Raw genomic sequence first — 16,047 nt, 5'->3', positions numbered from 1 at the left:
GGAAAATTGAATGCGCGTTGCAAAGGGGTTATTGGGCTTGTTGCTGGCGATGCCGTTACTGGCGTCGGCAGAAGAAATTGGTCAGGTGTCGACGGTATTCAAATTTGTCGGCCCGAATGACCGTATCGTCGTCGAGGCTTTTGATGATCCGAAGGTTGAAGGCGTGACTTGCTACCTGTCGCGCGCCAAGACGGGCGGTGTGAAGGGTGGTTTGGGCTTGGCTGAAGATCGCGCTGAAGCGTCCCTGGCTTGCCGTCAGGTTGGGCCGATCAACTTCAAGGGCGAGCTGAAGGATGGCGATGAGGTGTTCAAGGAGCGCACTTCGCTGGTGTTCAAGACCATGCAAGTGGTTCGCTTCCTCGACAAGAAGCGCAATACGCTGGTGTATCTGGTCTACAGCGATCGCTTGATTGAGGGCAGTCCGCAGAATGCGGTGACGGCGATTCCGATTCTGCCGTGGCCGCACGCTCAATAGCCGCAAGGGTTGTTAAAGAATGGGAAGGGCTTCGGCTCTTTCCATTTTTTTTGCGCGGCGTTTACTAAATCGCAGGCAATAAAAAACCGACCCTAGGGTCGGTTTTTTAACAAGCTTATCGCTTATGCGGCAACAGCAAGGTTCAGAGCCTTGACGTGACCGTTCAGGCGGCTCTTATGACGAGCTGCCTTGTTCTTGTGGATGATGCCTTTATCGGCCATACGGTCGATAACTGGCACAGCCAGAACGTAAGCTGCTTGAGCTTTTTCAGCGTCTTTTGCGTCAATGGCCTTAACTACATTCTTGATGTAGGTACGAACCATGGAACGCAGGCTGGCGTTGTGGCTGCGACGCTTCTCAGCCTGTTTTGCACGTTTTTTGGCGGAAGGTGTGTTGGCCACCGTCGAGCTCCTCGAAAGACTTTTTAGGAAATAGCAAACAAAATAGGCCGCGAATCATGCCGATGAGTTGATGTCTTGTCAAGGGCGGTTGAGACGTTCCGCTAAGTGGTAGGTATAAAGAGGCGGGATATTTATTTCCGGCGCTTGACCTGTAAACTCGCGAGCTTTGGCTCTGTGCTGCTGCGGCGCGGAGTATCGCATAAGTAGGCGCTTTGTTCGCCTGCTGTTTATCGACAGGCACAAACTCTTTCAATGAATCTGCTCAAATCGTTGGCCGCCGTCAGCTCTATCACGATGCTTTCCCGGGTTCTGGGGTTCGTTCGTGACACGCTTATCGCACGTGCATTTGGTGCGGGGATGGCGACCGACGCCTTCTTTATCGCCTTCAAGTTGCCCAATCTACTGCGGCGGATCTTCGCCGAAGGCGCCTTTTCCCAAGCATTCGTGCCGATTCTTGCCGAATATAAAAGCCAGAAGGGCGAGGAGGCGACGCGAACCTTCATTGCCTACGTCTCTGGCCTGCTGACACTGGTGCTGGCGTTGGTCACGGCGCTGGGGATGATTGCCGCGCCCTGGGTGATCTGGGCCACGGCGCCGGGTTTCACCGATACCCCGGAGAAATTCGAGCTGACGTCCAGCCTGTTGCGGGTGACGTTCCCTTATATATTGCTGATCTCCCTGTCTTCATTGGCCGGGGCAATCCTCAATACTTACAACCGTTTCTCGGTGCCGGCCTTCGTGCCGACGCTGCTTAACGTCAGCATGATCATCTTTTCGCTGTTCCTGACGCCGTACTTCAATCCGCCGGTCATGGCCTTGGGCTGGGCAGTACTGGTCGGCGGCCTGGCGCAATTGCTCTATCAGCTGCCGCACCTGAAGAAGATCGGCATGCTGGTGCTGCCGCGCCTGAACCTGCGCGATACGGGCGTGTGGCGGGTGATGAAGCAGATGTTGCCGGCGATCCTCGGTGTTTCGGTGAGCCAGATTTCCCTGATCATCAACACGATCTTTGCCTCGTACCTGGTGGCCGGCTCCGTGTCCTGGATGTACTACGCCGATCGCCTGATGGAGTTGCCGTCCGGCGTGCTGGGCGTGGCGCTGGGCACGATTTTGCTGCCGACCCTGGCCAAGACCTACGCCGGCAAGGATCGCCAGGAATATTCGCGAATTCTCGATTGGGGCCTGCGCCTGTGCTTCGTGCTGGTGCTGCCGTGCTCCCTGGCGCTGGGGATTCTGGCCGAGCCACTGACGGTTTCGCTGTTCCAGTACGGCCAGTTCAGCGCGTTTGACGCGTCCATGACTCAGCGCGCGCTGATCGCTTATTCGGTCGGTTTACTCGGGATTATCGTGATCAAAGTGCTGGCGCCAGGCTTCTATGCGCAACAAAACATCCGCACCCCGGTAAAAATCGCGATATTCACCCTGATCGTCACCCAATTGTTCAACTTGGTGCTGATTGGCCCGCTGGCCCACGCCGGTCTGGCCTTGGCCATCAGTATCGGCGCCTGCATCAATGCCGGGCTGTTGTTCTATCAACTGCGCAAACAGCAGATGTACCAGCCGCAACCGGGCTGGGGAAAGTTCGGGCTCAAGCTTGTCGTTGCGGTGTTGGTGATGTCAGCGGTATTGCTCGCCGGGATGCATTTCATGCCGGCTTGGGATCAGGGGCACATGCTTGAGCGTTTCCTGCGCTTGGGCGCCTTGGTGGTGGCCGGTGTGGTCGCTTATTTCGGCATGTTGCTGTTGATGGGCTTCCGTTTGCGCGACTTCAATCGCAAGGCGTTGAGCTGAGGCGTTAGCCTCGATAAACACGGGCGGGCCGGCAGTTTTGTCGGCTCGATCACTTTGGGTTACGGTGTTGCCTGTCGTCGGCCGCCGGGTGTGGTTATAATCGACCACTTTATGAGCAAGAAGCGCGTTATGCAGCTGGTTCGAGGCCTCCACAATCTGCGCCCCCAGCATCGGGGCTGTGTCGCCACTATTGGCAACTTTGACGGTGTTCACCGTGGTCACCAGGCAATCCTGGTCAGGCTGCGTGAGCGTGCGCTCGAGTTGGGCGTGCCCAGCTGCGTGGTGATTTTCGAGCCACAGCCGCGGGAATTCTTTGCGCCCGACACGGCGCCGGCCCGTCTGGCCCGGCTGCGGGACAAACTGCAGTTGCTGGCCGACGAAGGCGTCGACCGGGTCTTGTGCCTGGCGTTCAACCAGCGCCTGAGCAAGCTCAGCGCCGCGGAATTCGTCGATACCATTCTGGTGGACGGCCTGGGTGTGCAGCATCTGGAGGTCGGTGATGACTTCCGTTTCGGTTGCGACCGGGTCGGGGATTTCGATTTCCTGCAACAGGCCGGCGTCCTCCAGGGCTTTACCGTCGAAGCGGCGCAAACCGTCGAGTTGGACGGTATCCGCGTCAGCAGCACTCAAGTGCGTAATGCATTGGCCGCTGCCGACTTTGCCTTGGCCGAACGCTTGCTCGGTCGACCGTTCCAGATTACCGGGCGGGTGCTGCATGGCCAGAAGCTGGCGCGCCAGCTCGGTACACCGACCGCCAACATCCAGCTCAAGCGTCGTCGCGTGCCGTTGTCCGGGGTTTACCTGGTCAACGTCGACATCGACGGCAAGACCTGGCCAGGCGTCGCCAATATCGGCGTGCGGCCAACGGTCCAGGGTGATGGCAAAGCCCACCTGGAAGTACATCTTTTAGATTTTGCCGGCGATCTGTATGACCGGCGTTTGACGGTGGTTTTCCACCACAAGCTGCGTGAAGAGCAGCGTTTCGCCTCTCTGGAGGCGCTTAAGACGGCGATCAATGCGGATGTCGCCGCCGCCCGTGCCCTGTCGCACCTAGCGCCAATCGCTAATGAAGAGCCTTAAATGACCGACTATAAAGCCACGCTAAACCTTCCGGACACCGCCTTCCCAATGAAGGCCGGCCTGCCTCAGCGCGAACCGCAGATTCTGCAGCGCTGGGACAGCATTGGCCTGTACGGTAAGTTGCGCGAGATTGGCAAGGATCGTCCGAAGTTCGTTCTGCACGACGGTCCTCCGTATGCCAACGGCACGATTCACATCGGTCACGCACTGAACAAGATTCTCAAGGACATGATCATCCGCTCGAAGACCCTGTCGGGTTTCGACGCGCCTTATGTTCCGGGCTGGGACTGCCACGGCCTGCCGATCGAGCACAAAGTCGAAGTGACCCACGGCAAGAACCTGGGCGCGGATAAAACCCGCGAACTGTGCCGCGCCTACGCTACCGAACAGATCGAAGGCCAGAAGTCCGAATTCATCCGTCTCGGCGTGTTGGGCGACTTCGCCAACCCGTACAAGACCATGGACTTCAAGAACGAAGCCGGTGAAATCCGCGCGCTCGCCGAAATCGTCAAGGGCGGTTTCGTGTTCAAGGGCCTCAAGCCCGTGAACTGGTGCTTCGACTGCGGTTCGGCCCTGGCCGAAGCGGAAGTCGAGTACGAGAACAAAAAGTCCTCGACCATCGACGTAGCCTTCCCGATTGCCGATGAAGCCAAACTGGCTGCCGCGTTCGGTCTGGCGTCGCTGGGCAAACCTGCTTCGATCGTGATCTGGACCACCACCCCGTGGACCATCCCGGCCAACCAGGCATTGAACGTTCACCCGGAATTCAACTACGCCCTGGTCGATGTCGGCGACAAACTGCTGGTATTGGCTGAGGAGCTGGTCGAGTCGTGCCTGGCCCGCTACAGCCTGGAAGGTTCGGTCATCGCGACCACCACCGGTAAAGAACTGGAGCTGATCAACTTCCGTCACCCGTTTTACGATCGCTTGTCGCCGGTTTACTTGGCCGAGTACGTCGAACTGGGCGCTGGCACCGGCGTGGTTCACTCCGCACCGGCCTACGGCGTGGACGACTTCGTGACCTGCAAAGCCTATGGCATGGTCAACGACGACATCCTCAATCCAGTGCAAAGCAACGGCGTGTACGCGACGTCGCTGGAGTTTTTCGGCGGCCAGTTCATCTGGAAGGCCAACCCGGCCATCGTCGACAAACTGACCGAAGTCGGTGCGCTGCTGCACACCAGCATCATCGAACACAGCTACATGCACTGCTGGCGCCACAAGACCCCACTGATCTACCGCGCCACCGCGCAGTGGTTCATCGGCATGGACAAAGAGCCGACTTCCGGCGAAACCCTGCGCAAGCGGGCAATCAAAGCCATCGAAGAAACCAAGTTCGTCCCGGCCTGGGGCCAGGCGCGCCTGCATTCGATGATCGCCAATCGTCCGGACTGGTGCATCTCCCGTCAGCGCAACTGGGGCGTGCCGATCCCGTTCTTCCTGAACAAGGAAAGCGGCGAGCTGCACCCACGTACCGCCGAGCTGATGGAAGAAGTCGCCAAGCGCGTCGAAGTCGAAGGCATCGAAGCGTGGTTCAAGATGGACGCGGCCGAGTTGCTCGGCGACGAAGCGCCGCTGTACGACAAGATCAGCGACACCCTGGACGTCTGGTTCGATTCGGGCACCACGCACTGGCACGTCCTGCGCGGTTCGCATCCGATGGGCCACGAGACCGGCCCGCGTGCCGACCTGTACCTGGAAGGCTCGGACCAACACCGTGGCTGGTTCCACTCGTCGTTGCTGACCGGTTGCGCCATCGACAACCACGCGCCGTACCGCGAGCTGCTGACCCACGGTTTCACCGTGGACGAGTCGGGCCGCAAGATGTCCAAGTCCTTGGGCAACGTGATCGCGCCGCAAAAGGTCAACGACACCCTGGGCGCTGACATCATGCGTCTGTGGGTCGCTTCCACCGATTACTCAGGTGAAATGGCGGTTTCCGACCAGATCCTGCAACGCAGTGCGGACGCCTACCGGCGTATCCGTAACACCGCGCGCTTCCTGCTCTCCAACCTGACCGGTTTCAACCCGGCCACCGACATCCTGCCGGCCGAAGAAATGCTGGCCCTGGACCGTTGGGCCGTGGACCGCACCCTGCTGCTGCAACGCGAGTTGCAAGAGCACTACGGTGAATACCGCTTCTGGAACGTCTACTCCAAGATCCACAACTTCTGCGTGCAGGAGCTGGGCGGTTTCTACCTCGACATCATCAAGGACCGTCAGTACACCACTGGCGCCAACAGCAAGGCCCGTCGTTCGGCGCAAACCGCGCTGTACCACATCAGTGAAGCGCTGGTGCGCTGGATCGCGCCGATCCTCGCCTTCACCGCTGACGAACTGTGGGAATACCTGCCGGGCGAGCGCAACGAATCGGTAATGCTCAACACCTGGTACGAAGGCCTGACCGAATTGCCGGACAACGTCGAACTGGGCCGCGCCTACTGGGAGCGGATCATGGCGGTGAAGGTTGCGGTCAACAAGGAAATGGAAATCCAGCGCGCGGCCAAGGCCGTCGGTGGCAACCTGCAAGCCGAAGTGACGCTGTTCGCCGAAGAGGCGCTGAGCGCCGACCTGGCCAAGCTGAGCAACGAACTGCGCTTCGTACTGATCACTTCGACCGCCAGCGTTGCACCATTCGTACAGGCTCCGGCCGATGCGGTGGTCACCGAAGTCAGCGGCCTGAAGCTGAAAATCGTCAAGTCGGCCTTCGCCAAGTGCGCCCGTTGCTGGCACTGCCGTGAAGACGTCGGTGTGAACCCGGAGCATCCGGAAATCTGCGGTCGTTGCGTCGACAACATCAGCGGCGCGGGCGAGGTTCGTCACTATGCCTAATGCGGCTGGTCGTTTCGGACGGCTGAGCTGGCTTTGGTTGAGCCTGCTGGTCCTGGTCATTGACCAGGCCAGCAAGTTTTACTTCGAAGGCAAGCTCGAGATGTATCAGCAAATCGTGGTGATCCCCGATTTGTTCAGCTGGACCCTGGCCTACAACACTGGCGCGGCGTTCAGCTTCCTGGCCGACAGCTCTGGCTGGCAGCGCTGGCTGTTCGCGCTGATTGCAGTAGTGGTCAGTGCGGTGCTGGTAGTCTGGCTCAAGCGCCTCGGGCGCAACGAAACCTGGCTGGCCATTGCCCTGGCGCTGGTGCTGGGCGGTGCGCTAGGCAATCTTTATGACCGCATTGCCCTGGGCCATGTGATCGATTTCATTCTGGTGCATTGGCAGAACCGCTGGTATTTCCCGGCGTTCAACTTTGCCGATAGCGCCATCAGCGTCGGTGCGGTAATGCTTGCGCTGGATATGTTCAAAAGTAAGAAAACCGGAGAAACCGTTCATGACTGAACAGGTATTGGCTGAGCAACGCATCCGCCAGAACACGGAAGTCACCTTGCACTTTGCATTGCGCCTGGAGAACGGCGACACCGTCGACAGCACCTTCGACAAAGCTCCGGCGACCTTCAAGGTCGGCGACGGCAACCTGTTGCCAGGTTTCGAGGCAGCATTGTTCGGCTTTAAGGCTGGCGACAAACGCACACTGACCATTGCGCCGGAAAACGCTTTTGGCCAGCCCAACCCGCAAAACGTACAGATCATCCCTCGTTCGCAGTTCAAGGACATGGACCTGTCGCCGGGATTGCTGGTGATCTTCAACGATGCGGCCAATACTGAGCTGCCCGGTATCGTGAAAGAATTCGATGATGACCAGGTCACTATCGACTTTAATCACCCGCTGGCCGGTAAGACACTGACCTTTGACGTAGAAATCATCAGCGTCACTGGGCTTTGACTTGTAGGGGCGAAGCTTGCTCCTGCAAGGTTGTAATGATCTAACTTCTTGCGCGCAAGACACGAGGCACAGCATGCAAATCAAACTCGCCAACCCCCGTGGCTTCTGCGCCGGCGTGGACCGGGCGATCGAAATCGTCAACCGCGCCCTGGAAGTCTTCGGGCCGCCGATCTATGTGCGCCACGAAGTGGTCCACAACAAATTCGTCGTCGAAGACCTGCGTTCCCGCGGTGCGATCTTCGTCGAGGAACTGGATCAGGTGCCGGATGACGTCATTGTGATCTTCAGTGCCCACGGCGTTTCCCAGGCTGTACGTACCGAAGCGGCCGGCCGTGGCTTGAAAGTGTTCGACGCCACCTGCCCGCTGGTGACCAAGGTGCACATTGAGGTCGCGCGCTACAGCCGTGACGGTCGTGAATGCATCCTGATCGGCCACGCCGGTCACCCGGAAGTCGAAGGCACCATGGGCCAGTACGATGGCAGCAATGGTGGTGCGATCTACTTGGTCGAAGACGAAAAAGACGTCGCCACGCTGCAAGTGCACAACCCCGATAAACTGGCGTTCGTGACTCAGACCACCCTGTCCATGGACGACACTAGCCGTGTGATTGACGCCCTGCGTGCCCGCTTCCCGGCCATCGGTGGCCCGCGCAAGGACGACATCTGCTACGCCACGCAGAACCGTCAGGACGCGGTCAAGCAACTGGCCGACGAATGCGACGTGGTGTTGGTGGTCGGCAGCCCGAACAGCTCCAACTCCAACCGCCTGCGTGAACTGGCCGAGCGCATGTCCACCCCGGCTTACCTGATCGACGGTGCCGAAGACCTGCAAAAGAGCTGGTTCGATGGCGTCGAGCGTATCGGCATCACCGCTGGCGCCTCCGCACCTGAAGTGCTGGTGCGTGGCGTGATCCAGCAGTTGCAGGCCTGGGGTGCTACCGGCGCTGATGAGCTGTCCGGTCGTGAGGAGAACATTACCTTCTCCATGCCTAAAGAGTTGCGCGTGCGCTCGTTGCTTTAAGCCGTTTCTCCTCTGCACACAGCGCCTGCTCAGTCTTTTTACTGTCCAGGCGCACGCGGCCCGTCGCAGCCAGTACCACCCGCAGGTGACTGACTGGTTCGCGGGCCGCGCAGAAGTGCAATGTCCCCGCTTGAAAGGCCTTGCCCGGCATCAGCGGTTGGCCTAGATGGCTAAAGCGTACATACCGCTGGACGTGCCAATTGCCAACAATCGGCACCCGAGCGTCACTCGCGCGCTCCACCAGCAGCGGATTGTTGCTGTCCTCGGGCCCCTTGCCACTGATATCCAGAATAATCCGCCACCCCTGGCTCCAGTCGCCGTCAATGCCGTGAATCACCACGTTCTGGTTATGCGTGAGGGCGGCGGTCCTGGCGTTGCGTATGCCACTGATCAGCGATTGCGCGGCCGCCTCGCGATGGTTCGATTCGGTAAGTGCCGCAAACGCCGGACTGACCAACAGCAGAACAATCCCGGCAATTGCCAGTCCCATGAGCAGTTCGATCAGGCTGAAGCCTTGCTGATGCATGCATTTCCCTCCCTGGAGTGGTGCGGTTCGCGCAATCCGTGCGCGAGTAATGGCAAAACAACCGTACATCTGCCGGTCGAATGTTCTAGCGTGTAGAAGCAGGTATAGCCGACGGCAACGGAGGGCACCGATGGATCATCGTACAAAAGGTTTCACGCTGGTCGAGGTGCTGATCACGCTCGCGGTTTTTCTGATTCTGATCACGATGGCTGTGCCGATGTTTACCCAGTCGGTGCAAGGCACCCGGGCCGATACCGAGATCGGCGACCTGCAACGCGCGCTTAATTTCGCCCGGCTGGAGGCTATCGATCGTGGCATTACCACCCGGCTGCGGCCAACCGCCGGCGGCAGCGTCTGGACCGGGGAACTGACGGTCTACGACGGTACTGGCAATCTGGCCAATGTATTGCGGGTTGTTCCAGCGCTGAGCACCGGTGCGACTCTAGCGCTAACCTCAGGAGTGACTGCCATCGATTTCAACAATCTGGGCGGTTTGGCGGCATCGTCCACGGCGGTGGTGATCACTTATAGCCTGGGGGCGCAAAACAGGACGCTGAATGTGTGCTTGAACGGACGGATCCTATTGGGTGGAATTTGCGGATGAGGGAACGGAGCAGGCGAGCACAGGAAGGCATGACGCTGATCGAGGTGTTGGTCGCGTTATTGATTCTGACCGTGGGGCTATTGGGGGCGGCGGCGATTCAGCTCAATGCGCTCAAGTACACCGACAGCGCGCGGATGACCAGCCAGGCAAGTTTTATCGCCTACGACATGATGGATCGCATCCGCGCCAACTCCGGCGCCGACTACGCCGTCACGCCTCCGACTTCGGGCAACCTGAGCGTCGCCCGGGATCAGGACCTCTACGATTTCACCACCAATATCGTCAACTTTGGCGGGGCGACCGCCACCGGCAGCGTGGCGCTGAATCAGCGGGTGTACACCATCACCATTACCTGGGATGACTCGCGGGCGGCCAATGCTGCCAATTCTCGACGCAGTTTCGTCCTGACCAGCCGTGCCGCCGTCGATCCGGCGTCGACGCCATGAACCATTCCAGTCGAGGTTTCGGCCTGATCGAATTGCTGATCGCCCTGGCGTTGAGCCTGATCGTGGTGCTGGGCGTGGCGCAGGTGTTCATCTCGGCCAAAAACACCTACGTCAGCCAGAACACCGCTGCCGGGATGCAGGAGGACGCACGGTTCGTGTTGAGCAAGATGATTCAGGAAATTCGCATGGTTGGTATGTTTGGCTGCCTGGTGAACATCACGGACGCCAGTTCGGTGGGTGACTTCAATGCCAGCCAGTTGGCGCCGATCAGTTGGGACAATGCCAACCTCAAGCTGACCATGGTGACGGCGGATGTGGGCGGCAGTGGTGGTACGCCCACCTGGACCGTACTCTCCGACTGTCGAAACAGCGCCATGGCCTACACGGGCTTGCGGACGCCGGCCTCCGGGCAAATGGCGTTCCCGATTCGTCGGTTGATCTACAGCTTCAGCAACAACCAATTGTTGATGGGTGTCGGCAGCGGTACGCCGACCCAGGCTGTGCTGGTGAACAACGTCAGTGCATTCAACGTGTCCTTCGGCGTCGCCACAAGTACCAGTGATGTGGCGGCCTCCAGTTACAGCACCAACCCGGCGAATCCCGCGCTGATCCGCAGCGTTCGCCTGACGCTGACGCTGAGGGATCCTAACCAGCGCGTGGGCAATCAAACCTTCAACGTGGTTGCCGCTTTGCGCAACCGGCTGCAGTAGGTGAGTGCCGGATGAGAGCCCCGATAAACATGCAAAAAAACCAACGTGGAATGGCCTTGCTGGTGAGCCTGGTATTTCTGTTGCTGCTGACGGTGATCGGCATTTCATCAATGCAGAACGCGACCCTCCAGGAAAAAATGGCCGGCAGCGTGACCCTGCGCAATCAATCGTTCCAACTGGCCGAGGCAACCTTGCGCATGGGGGAAAGCGCGGTGCAACTGGCGACTTATACGCTGACCGTTTGCGGCACCACGGCGCAATGCGCGCCGCCGGCCGAGTCGTCAACGGTGACCGGTGCCGGGCTCAACTCCACATCGGGGGTCACCTGGATCGCCGCTGGCGGTGGTTTTTATGGGGTGCAGAACATCGGCACCACGCTGACTGCCGTTAACGTGCCGAGTAATACCTCAGCGACGCTGTATCGGGTCACAGCAGTAGGCATCGTCGGCAACAACATTCGCAGTGTGGTGGAGAGCATCTATGCCAAGTATTGATGCTCGTGGAGGCTGGTACCGTAGGTGGGTGCAGCGGGTTTTCGGGGCGTTGCTGAGCCTGTATCTGGCGGCGCCGGCCTATGCCTTCACACCCTCGGACTCACCGTTGTTGAGCGCCGCTGCGGTGCCTCCAAATGTGATGCTGCTGATCGACGACTCGGGCAGCATGAACACCATCATCTTCGCGGCGGGATTCGATCCGACGGTCAATCGCACGCCGGCCAGGCAGTGCAATGCCTTTATCGGCCTGTGTTTTAGTTCCTCGGATATAGTCGGCAATTCGATCTTCCTGTCCAGCCTGCCGACCTCCGGTTGTTCCGGTGGTGCCTATGCGTTCTACAACAACAGCCTGACCCCGCAATGTATCAAGCTCCCAGACCCGGTCGGCAATGAAGATACCCGCTATACAGACGACTACCTCTCGTACTTGGTGGGATTGGCCAATGGTAGCAACCGTGATTTCACTAACGGCTCGATTCCCAACGACTATCGAGTCAACGTGGCGCGTAATGTCTCTACTGCATTGGTAGCCGGTAACCGGGGCTTGCGTATCGGGTTGGCTACGTTCAATCCGCCCACAAGCAACAACTCCGCCAACGGCGGTTACATCGCTCGCCCCATCAGCGATCTGGCAGTCGTCTCTGGCAGCGTTACCCAGTCCCAGGCCGACACCAATTACAACAACCTGATCTCCTCCATCAATAACCTGGCGGCTGTGGCCAACACGCCGCTGGCCGAAACCTACTACGAAATCACCCGTTATTTTCGCGGCATGACGCCGTACTACAACTCGACGCCGACGACCTACACCAGCCCGATCCAGTACCGCTGCCAGAAGAACTACGGCGTGGTCGTCACTGACGGCTTGCCGACCTACGACCGGACGTTCCCGACCAACGATCCGCTGGGTACCACCCGCTTGCCCAACTGGGACGGGATCAACAACGACGGCAATAACCTCAGTGGCGATGGCGAGGGCGATACCCTGTATCTGGACGATATCGCCAAGTTCGCTTTCGACATCGACATGCGTTCGACCGGTACGGACCTGGCCGGCAAAAGCTGGACCGCGGCGGATTTTCCCAAGCAGTACATGAACACCTACACCGTGGGGTTCACCGCGGCCAACCCGATGCTGTCGGATGCGGCCGCTTACGGCCAGGGTTTGTATTACCAGGCTAACGACGCTGCCGGTCTAAACGCGGCATTGTCTTCTGCCTTGAGCAACATCACCTCCAAGGCCGGATCGGGCGGTAGCGGTGTCACCAGCGGCACCACGGTGGCCAGCGGTTCGAGTTACTTCCAGACCAGTTATGACCCCAAGGACTGGCGCGGAACAATCAAGTCCTACGGCTTCACGGCCAGCGGTTCGGTCAACACGGCCTCGGTGTTATGGACCACCGACACGGCTATCGTGCCCGGTGCCACGGCGCCGACCTACCAGTCCTGGAATACCCTGACCAACGCCGCGATTACCCTGGCTTACGGCAACTTTTCCCCGGCCCAGCAAACCTCACTCAGCCAGAGCCTGCCGACCGGCATTGTCGGCAATGACCTGGTGGAGTGGAGCAAGGGCACTAACAAGACCGGGCTGAAAGTGCGCTCGGTTTTGCTCGGTGACATCATCAACTCGCCTCTCGCACTGGCCTCTCCCACGGATCAGACCGCGTCGGACCTGGTGGGCGATTCCACCTACTCCACCTATCTGGCGACCAAAGCCACCAACATGAGTGCCAGCCTGGTGGTTAACGCCAATGATGGCTTCCTCAATGTCATCAACGCCGCCAACGGTACCAGACGTTATGCCTACATGCCTTCCAGCGTGCTGCCGTCGTTGCGCTACATCGCCGATCCCACCTACATCAACGGCGTGAGCCACAAGTTTCTGGTGGACGGTCAGGTCGGGGTGTTCGATGCACAACTCGGCACTGCCTGGAAAACCCTGGCACTGGGCGGGGTAGGGGCGGGCGGCAAGACGTTTTACGCGGTGCAGTTGTTCGATGCGTCGGCGGGTAACGCCATCAAGGCGTTATGGGAAATCAGCGCACCGGCCACGGCGAACACCGCGAACGTTTTCAATGACCTGGGTTATGCCTATGCTCGCCCGGAAGTGGCACGCTTGGCCGATGGGCGTTGGGCGGCCTTCATCTCCAACGGCTACGGGAGCAATTCGGGCGTGGCGGCGTTGTATGTGGTGGATGTTCGCGACGGTTCGCTGATCAAGAAAATCGTCATCGACAGTACGGAAACCACCAATGGCCTGTCTTCGGTGAAGCTCAAGGTCAACTCGCAGAACGTGGTGCAAGCCGCTTATGGTGGCGACTTGAAGGGGCGTCTGTGGAAGTTCGACCTCAGTGGTGCCACGACTGATACCTGGGGCGTAGCGTTTTCCGGCAAGCCGTTGTTCACGGCACCGGGTGGCGCCACGCAACCGATTACCGCGCAACCGTTGCTGGCGGACAATTCCCTGGGCGGCAAGCAAGTGTTTTTCGGCACCGGGAAATTCAACGAGACCGCCGACAAGACCAACAAGGATCTTCAAGCGTTCTACTCGGTGTGGGATGCCGATGGCGGCGCTGGCCAGTTGACCGTGTCGAGTTTGCAGGCCCAGGCCGTGTCCGGGGTGACCACCGGCAGCACAGGCGGGCAGTTCATCACCACGACCCAGAATGACACGACCTACCCGGCCGAGAAGGGGTGGTACTTGCCACTGGTGTACAACAACGTGCTGACCGGTGAACGGGTGATCAATCAAGCCAGCCTGGTCGCCGGCCGAATCGTGTTCACCACGGCCAGCGTCGACACCACCGACCCTTGCGCCAGTTTCGGTACCGGCAAGCTGGTCGAACTGGATGCATTCAGCGGTAAGATGCTCAACTACGCGGTGCTCGACACCAATGGCGACGGGCTGGTCGACAGCACTGACTCGATTTCCAGCGGGGTGATTTTCACCGGCGGTATTCCGACGCTGAACGCGATCGTCAACAATGCGTCCCGCAAAATTGTGAACGACTCCAGCGGTGGCATCAGCTCCCTGGTGGAAAAACCCGGCGGTGGCGGCAGCCGTCGCATCATGTGGCGACAAATACAGTAAGTGAGAGTTGAGGCAATGCGCAGATCCAACCGAGGTTTTACCCTGATCGAAATCATGATCGTGATTGCGATCATCGGGATCGTTATCACCATTGGCTATCCCAGCCTCACCGAGTACATGAAAAAGGGCCGTCGCACCGAGGTGGCCGGGCTGCTTTCCGAGCAGGCGCAAATTCTTGAGCGGTTCTATTCCAAGAACAATCTCTATACCGGCGTCACCGGCCTGAGTGCAGGTAATGATTTTTACACCATCACCCCGACCATTACCGATCAGGCCTTTACGCTGACGGCGGTGCGCAAGTCGGGTACGAGTATGGCGACCGACAAATGTGGGGATTTCACGATCACCAACACAGGCGTCAGAGCGGTGGTCAATGCCACGGCCACCTCCAAGGATTGTTGGGGCCGCTGAGTTTCTTTTTCGGGCACCTTTTGCGCCCTCTGTCTATTGAACGGTTGGATCAGAACATGACCAGGCAACAGCAAGTGGTGATTGTCGGCGGCGGGGTGATCGGCCTGCTGACCGCGTTCAATCTCGCGTCCGAAGTGCAGAGCGTTGTGCTGCTGGATCGCTCGAACGTCGGCCAGGAATCATCCTGGGCCGGCGGTGGCATTGTTTCGCCGCTTTACCCGTGGCGCTACAGCCCGGCGGTCACGGCGCTGGCGCACTGGTCCCAGGATTTTTATCCACAGCTGGGTGAACGGCTGTTTGCCGCCACCGGCGTCGATCCCGAGGTGCATACCACCGGCTTGTACTGGCTCGACCTCGATGATGAAGCCGAGGCGTTGGCTTGGGCCGAACGGGAGAACCGCCCGTTGCGGGCTGTGGATATCTCGGCGGCCCATGACGCTGTTCCGGTTTTGGGCGGTGGTTTCTCCCGGGCAATCTACATGGCCGACGTGGCCAACGTGCGCAACCCGCGGCTGGTGAAGTCCCTGAAAGCGGCGCTGTTGGCGCTGCCGAACGTGACGATCCATGAGCAGTGCGAAGTCAGCGGGTTTATCCGTGAAGGCGACGCGGTGGTCGGTGTGCAGACATCCACTGGCGCTATTCATGGCGATCAGGTGGTGTTGACGGCGGGCGCCTGGAGCGGTGACTTGCTTAAAAGCCTCGGCCTGGAGCTGCCGGTCGAGCCGGTCAAGGGCCAGATGATTCTCTACAAGTGCGCGGCGGATTTTTTGCCGAGTATGGTGTTGGCCAAGGGGCGCTATGCGATCCCGCGCCGTGACGGGCATATTTTGATCGGCAGTACGCTGGAGCACGAAGGGTTCGACAAGACGCCGACCGAATCGGCGCTGGAAAGCCTGAAGGCCTCAGCCGTGGAGTTGATCCCGGCGCTGGCGGATGCCGAAGTGGTGGGGCATTGGGCCGGGCTGCGGCCGGGATCGCCGGAAGGCATTCCCTACATTGGCCGGGTGCCTGGGTTTGCCGGGCTGTGGCTCAACTGCGGGCATTATCGCAATGGATTGGTGCTGGCGCCGGCGTCGTGTCAGTTGTTTGCGGATGTGATGCTGGGCAGGGCGCCGATTATTGACCCGGCGCCGTATGCGCCGGTGGGGCGAATTTAAGGCGAAGATCAACAGATCGCAGCCTTCGGCAGCTCCTACAGGGGAACACGTTCTC

Annotated in this window: 16 protein-coding genes; 14 read left to right on the top strand and 2 right to left on the bottom strand. The window is 59.5% G+C overall.

Going from position 1 to position 16,047, the window contains the following annotated elements:
• Window positions 1–10: 10 nt before the first annotated feature.
• Entirely contained in the window at window positions 11–475 is a 465-nt protein-coding gene (locus tag ACA071_RS27160; protein WP_054616667.1) for a CreA family protein, read from the top strand.
• A gap of 122 nt (window positions 476–597) precedes the next feature.
• Here ACA071_RS27160 and rpsT read toward each other — a convergent pair whose 3' ends face one another.
• A complete protein-coding gene (gene rpsT / locus ACA071_RS27155; RefSeq protein WP_008154937.1) occupies window positions 598–876 on the bottom strand; it encodes a 30S ribosomal protein S20 in 279 nt (92 codons plus the stop codon).
• Window positions 877–1,128: 252 nt separating this feature from the next.
• Between rpsT and murJ the strand changes: the two genes are divergently transcribed.
• From murJ to ispH, 6 genes are all read left to right on the top strand, one after another.
• Window positions 1,129–2,667, top strand: a complete 1,539-nt coding sequence (gene murJ, locus ACA071_RS27150; RefSeq protein WP_497641895.1) for a murein biosynthesis integral membrane protein MurJ — start codon at window positions 1,129–1,131, stop codon at window positions 2,665–2,667.
• A gap of 129 nt (window positions 2,668–2,796) precedes the next feature.
• Window positions 2,797–3,747: a bifunctional riboflavin kinase/FAD synthetase gene (ribF, locus tag ACA071_RS27145; protein ID WP_123514532.1), complete on the top strand. Its 951-nt coding sequence runs from the start codon at window positions 2,797–2,799 to the stop codon at window positions 3,745–3,747.
• Window positions 3,748–6,579 (top strand): isoleucine--tRNA ligase, encoded by a 2,832-nt coding sequence (gene ileS / locus ACA071_RS27140; protein WP_497641894.1) that lies wholly within the window; start codon window positions 3,748–3,750, stop codon window positions 6,577–6,579. It abuts the gene before it with no gap.
• Window positions 6,572–7,084 (top strand): signal peptidase II, encoded by a 513-nt coding sequence (gene lspA / locus ACA071_RS27135; RefSeq protein WP_054051366.1) that lies wholly within the window; start codon window positions 6,572–6,574, stop codon window positions 7,082–7,084. Before ileS ends, lspA begins: the two co-directional genes overlap by 8 nt.
• A complete protein-coding gene (gene fkpB, locus ACA071_RS27130; RefSeq protein WP_497641893.1) occupies window positions 7,077–7,529 on the top strand; it encodes an FKBP-type peptidyl-prolyl cis-trans isomerase in 453 nt (150 codons plus the stop codon). Before lspA ends, fkpB begins: the two co-directional genes overlap by 8 nt.
• 73 nt (window positions 7,530–7,602) lie before the next feature.
• Complete coding sequence (gene ispH, locus ACA071_RS27125) at window positions 7,603–8,550, top strand: 4-hydroxy-3-methylbut-2-enyl diphosphate reductase (RefSeq protein WP_497641892.1); 948 nt, start codon at window positions 7,603–7,605, stop codon at window positions 8,548–8,550.
• On the opposite strand, the gene ACA071_RS27120 is transcribed toward ispH, so the two are convergent.
• Window positions 8,519–9,076: a GspH/FimT family pseudopilin gene (locus tag ACA071_RS27120; protein ID WP_497641891.1), complete on the bottom strand. Its 558-nt coding sequence runs from the start codon at window positions 9,074–9,076 to the stop codon at window positions 8,519–8,521. The genes ispH and ACA071_RS27120 overlap by 32 nt on opposite strands.
• Before the next feature lie 130 nt (window positions 9,077–9,206).
• Here ACA071_RS27120 and ACA071_RS27115 point away from each other — a divergent pair, with 130 nt between their 5' ends.
• Genes ACA071_RS27115 through thiO form a run of 7 tightly spaced genes read left to right on the top strand, consistent with a single transcriptional unit; the run spans window position 9,207 to window position 15,992 of the window.
• Window positions 9,207–9,680, top strand: coding sequence for a GspH/FimT family pseudopilin (locus tag ACA071_RS27115; protein ID WP_497641890.1), 474 nt, complete (start codon window positions 9,207–9,209; stop codon window positions 9,678–9,680).
• A complete protein-coding gene (gene pilV / locus ACA071_RS27110; RefSeq protein WP_497641889.1) occupies window positions 9,677–10,126 on the top strand; it encodes a type IV pilus modification protein PilV in 450 nt (149 codons plus the stop codon). The genes ACA071_RS27115 and pilV overlap by 4 nt, the downstream gene beginning before the upstream one ends.
• The gene (locus tag ACA071_RS27105) at window positions 10,123–10,836 is read left to right on the top strand and encodes a PilW family protein (protein ID WP_497641888.1); all 714 of its coding nucleotides are present in this window, start codon (window positions 10,123–10,125) and stop codon (window positions 10,834–10,836) included. The genes pilV and ACA071_RS27105 overlap by 4 nt, the downstream gene beginning before the upstream one ends.
• 29 nt (window positions 10,837–10,865) lie before the next feature.
• On the top strand, window positions 10,866–11,330 hold the full coding sequence (locus tag ACA071_RS27100) for a pilus assembly PilX family protein (protein WP_497641887.1): 465 nt from the start codon (window positions 10,866–10,868) through the stop codon (window positions 11,328–11,330).
• A complete protein-coding gene (locus ACA071_RS27095) occupies window positions 11,317–14,424 on the top strand; it encodes a pilus assembly protein (RefSeq protein ID WP_497641886.1) in 3,108 nt (1,035 codons plus the stop codon). Before ACA071_RS27100 ends, ACA071_RS27095 begins: the two co-directional genes overlap by 14 nt.
• Window positions 14,425–14,439: 15 nt before the next feature.
• The gene (locus ACA071_RS27090; RefSeq protein WP_497641885.1) at window positions 14,440–14,835 is read left to right on the top strand and encodes a type IV pilin protein; all 396 of its coding nucleotides are present in this window, start codon (window positions 14,440–14,442) and stop codon (window positions 14,833–14,835) included.
• 56 nt (window positions 14,836–14,891) lie between these two features.
• Window positions 14,892–15,992 (top strand): glycine oxidase ThiO, encoded by a 1,101-nt coding sequence (gene thiO / locus ACA071_RS27085; protein WP_497641884.1) that lies wholly within the window; start codon window positions 14,892–14,894, stop codon window positions 15,990–15,992.
• Window positions 15,993–16,047 lie beyond the last annotated feature (55 nt).

It is taken from the genome of Pseudomonas sp. LBUM1646, from assembly GCF_059716165.1.
This window is presented reverse-complemented; position numbering and strand designations above follow the sequence as displayed.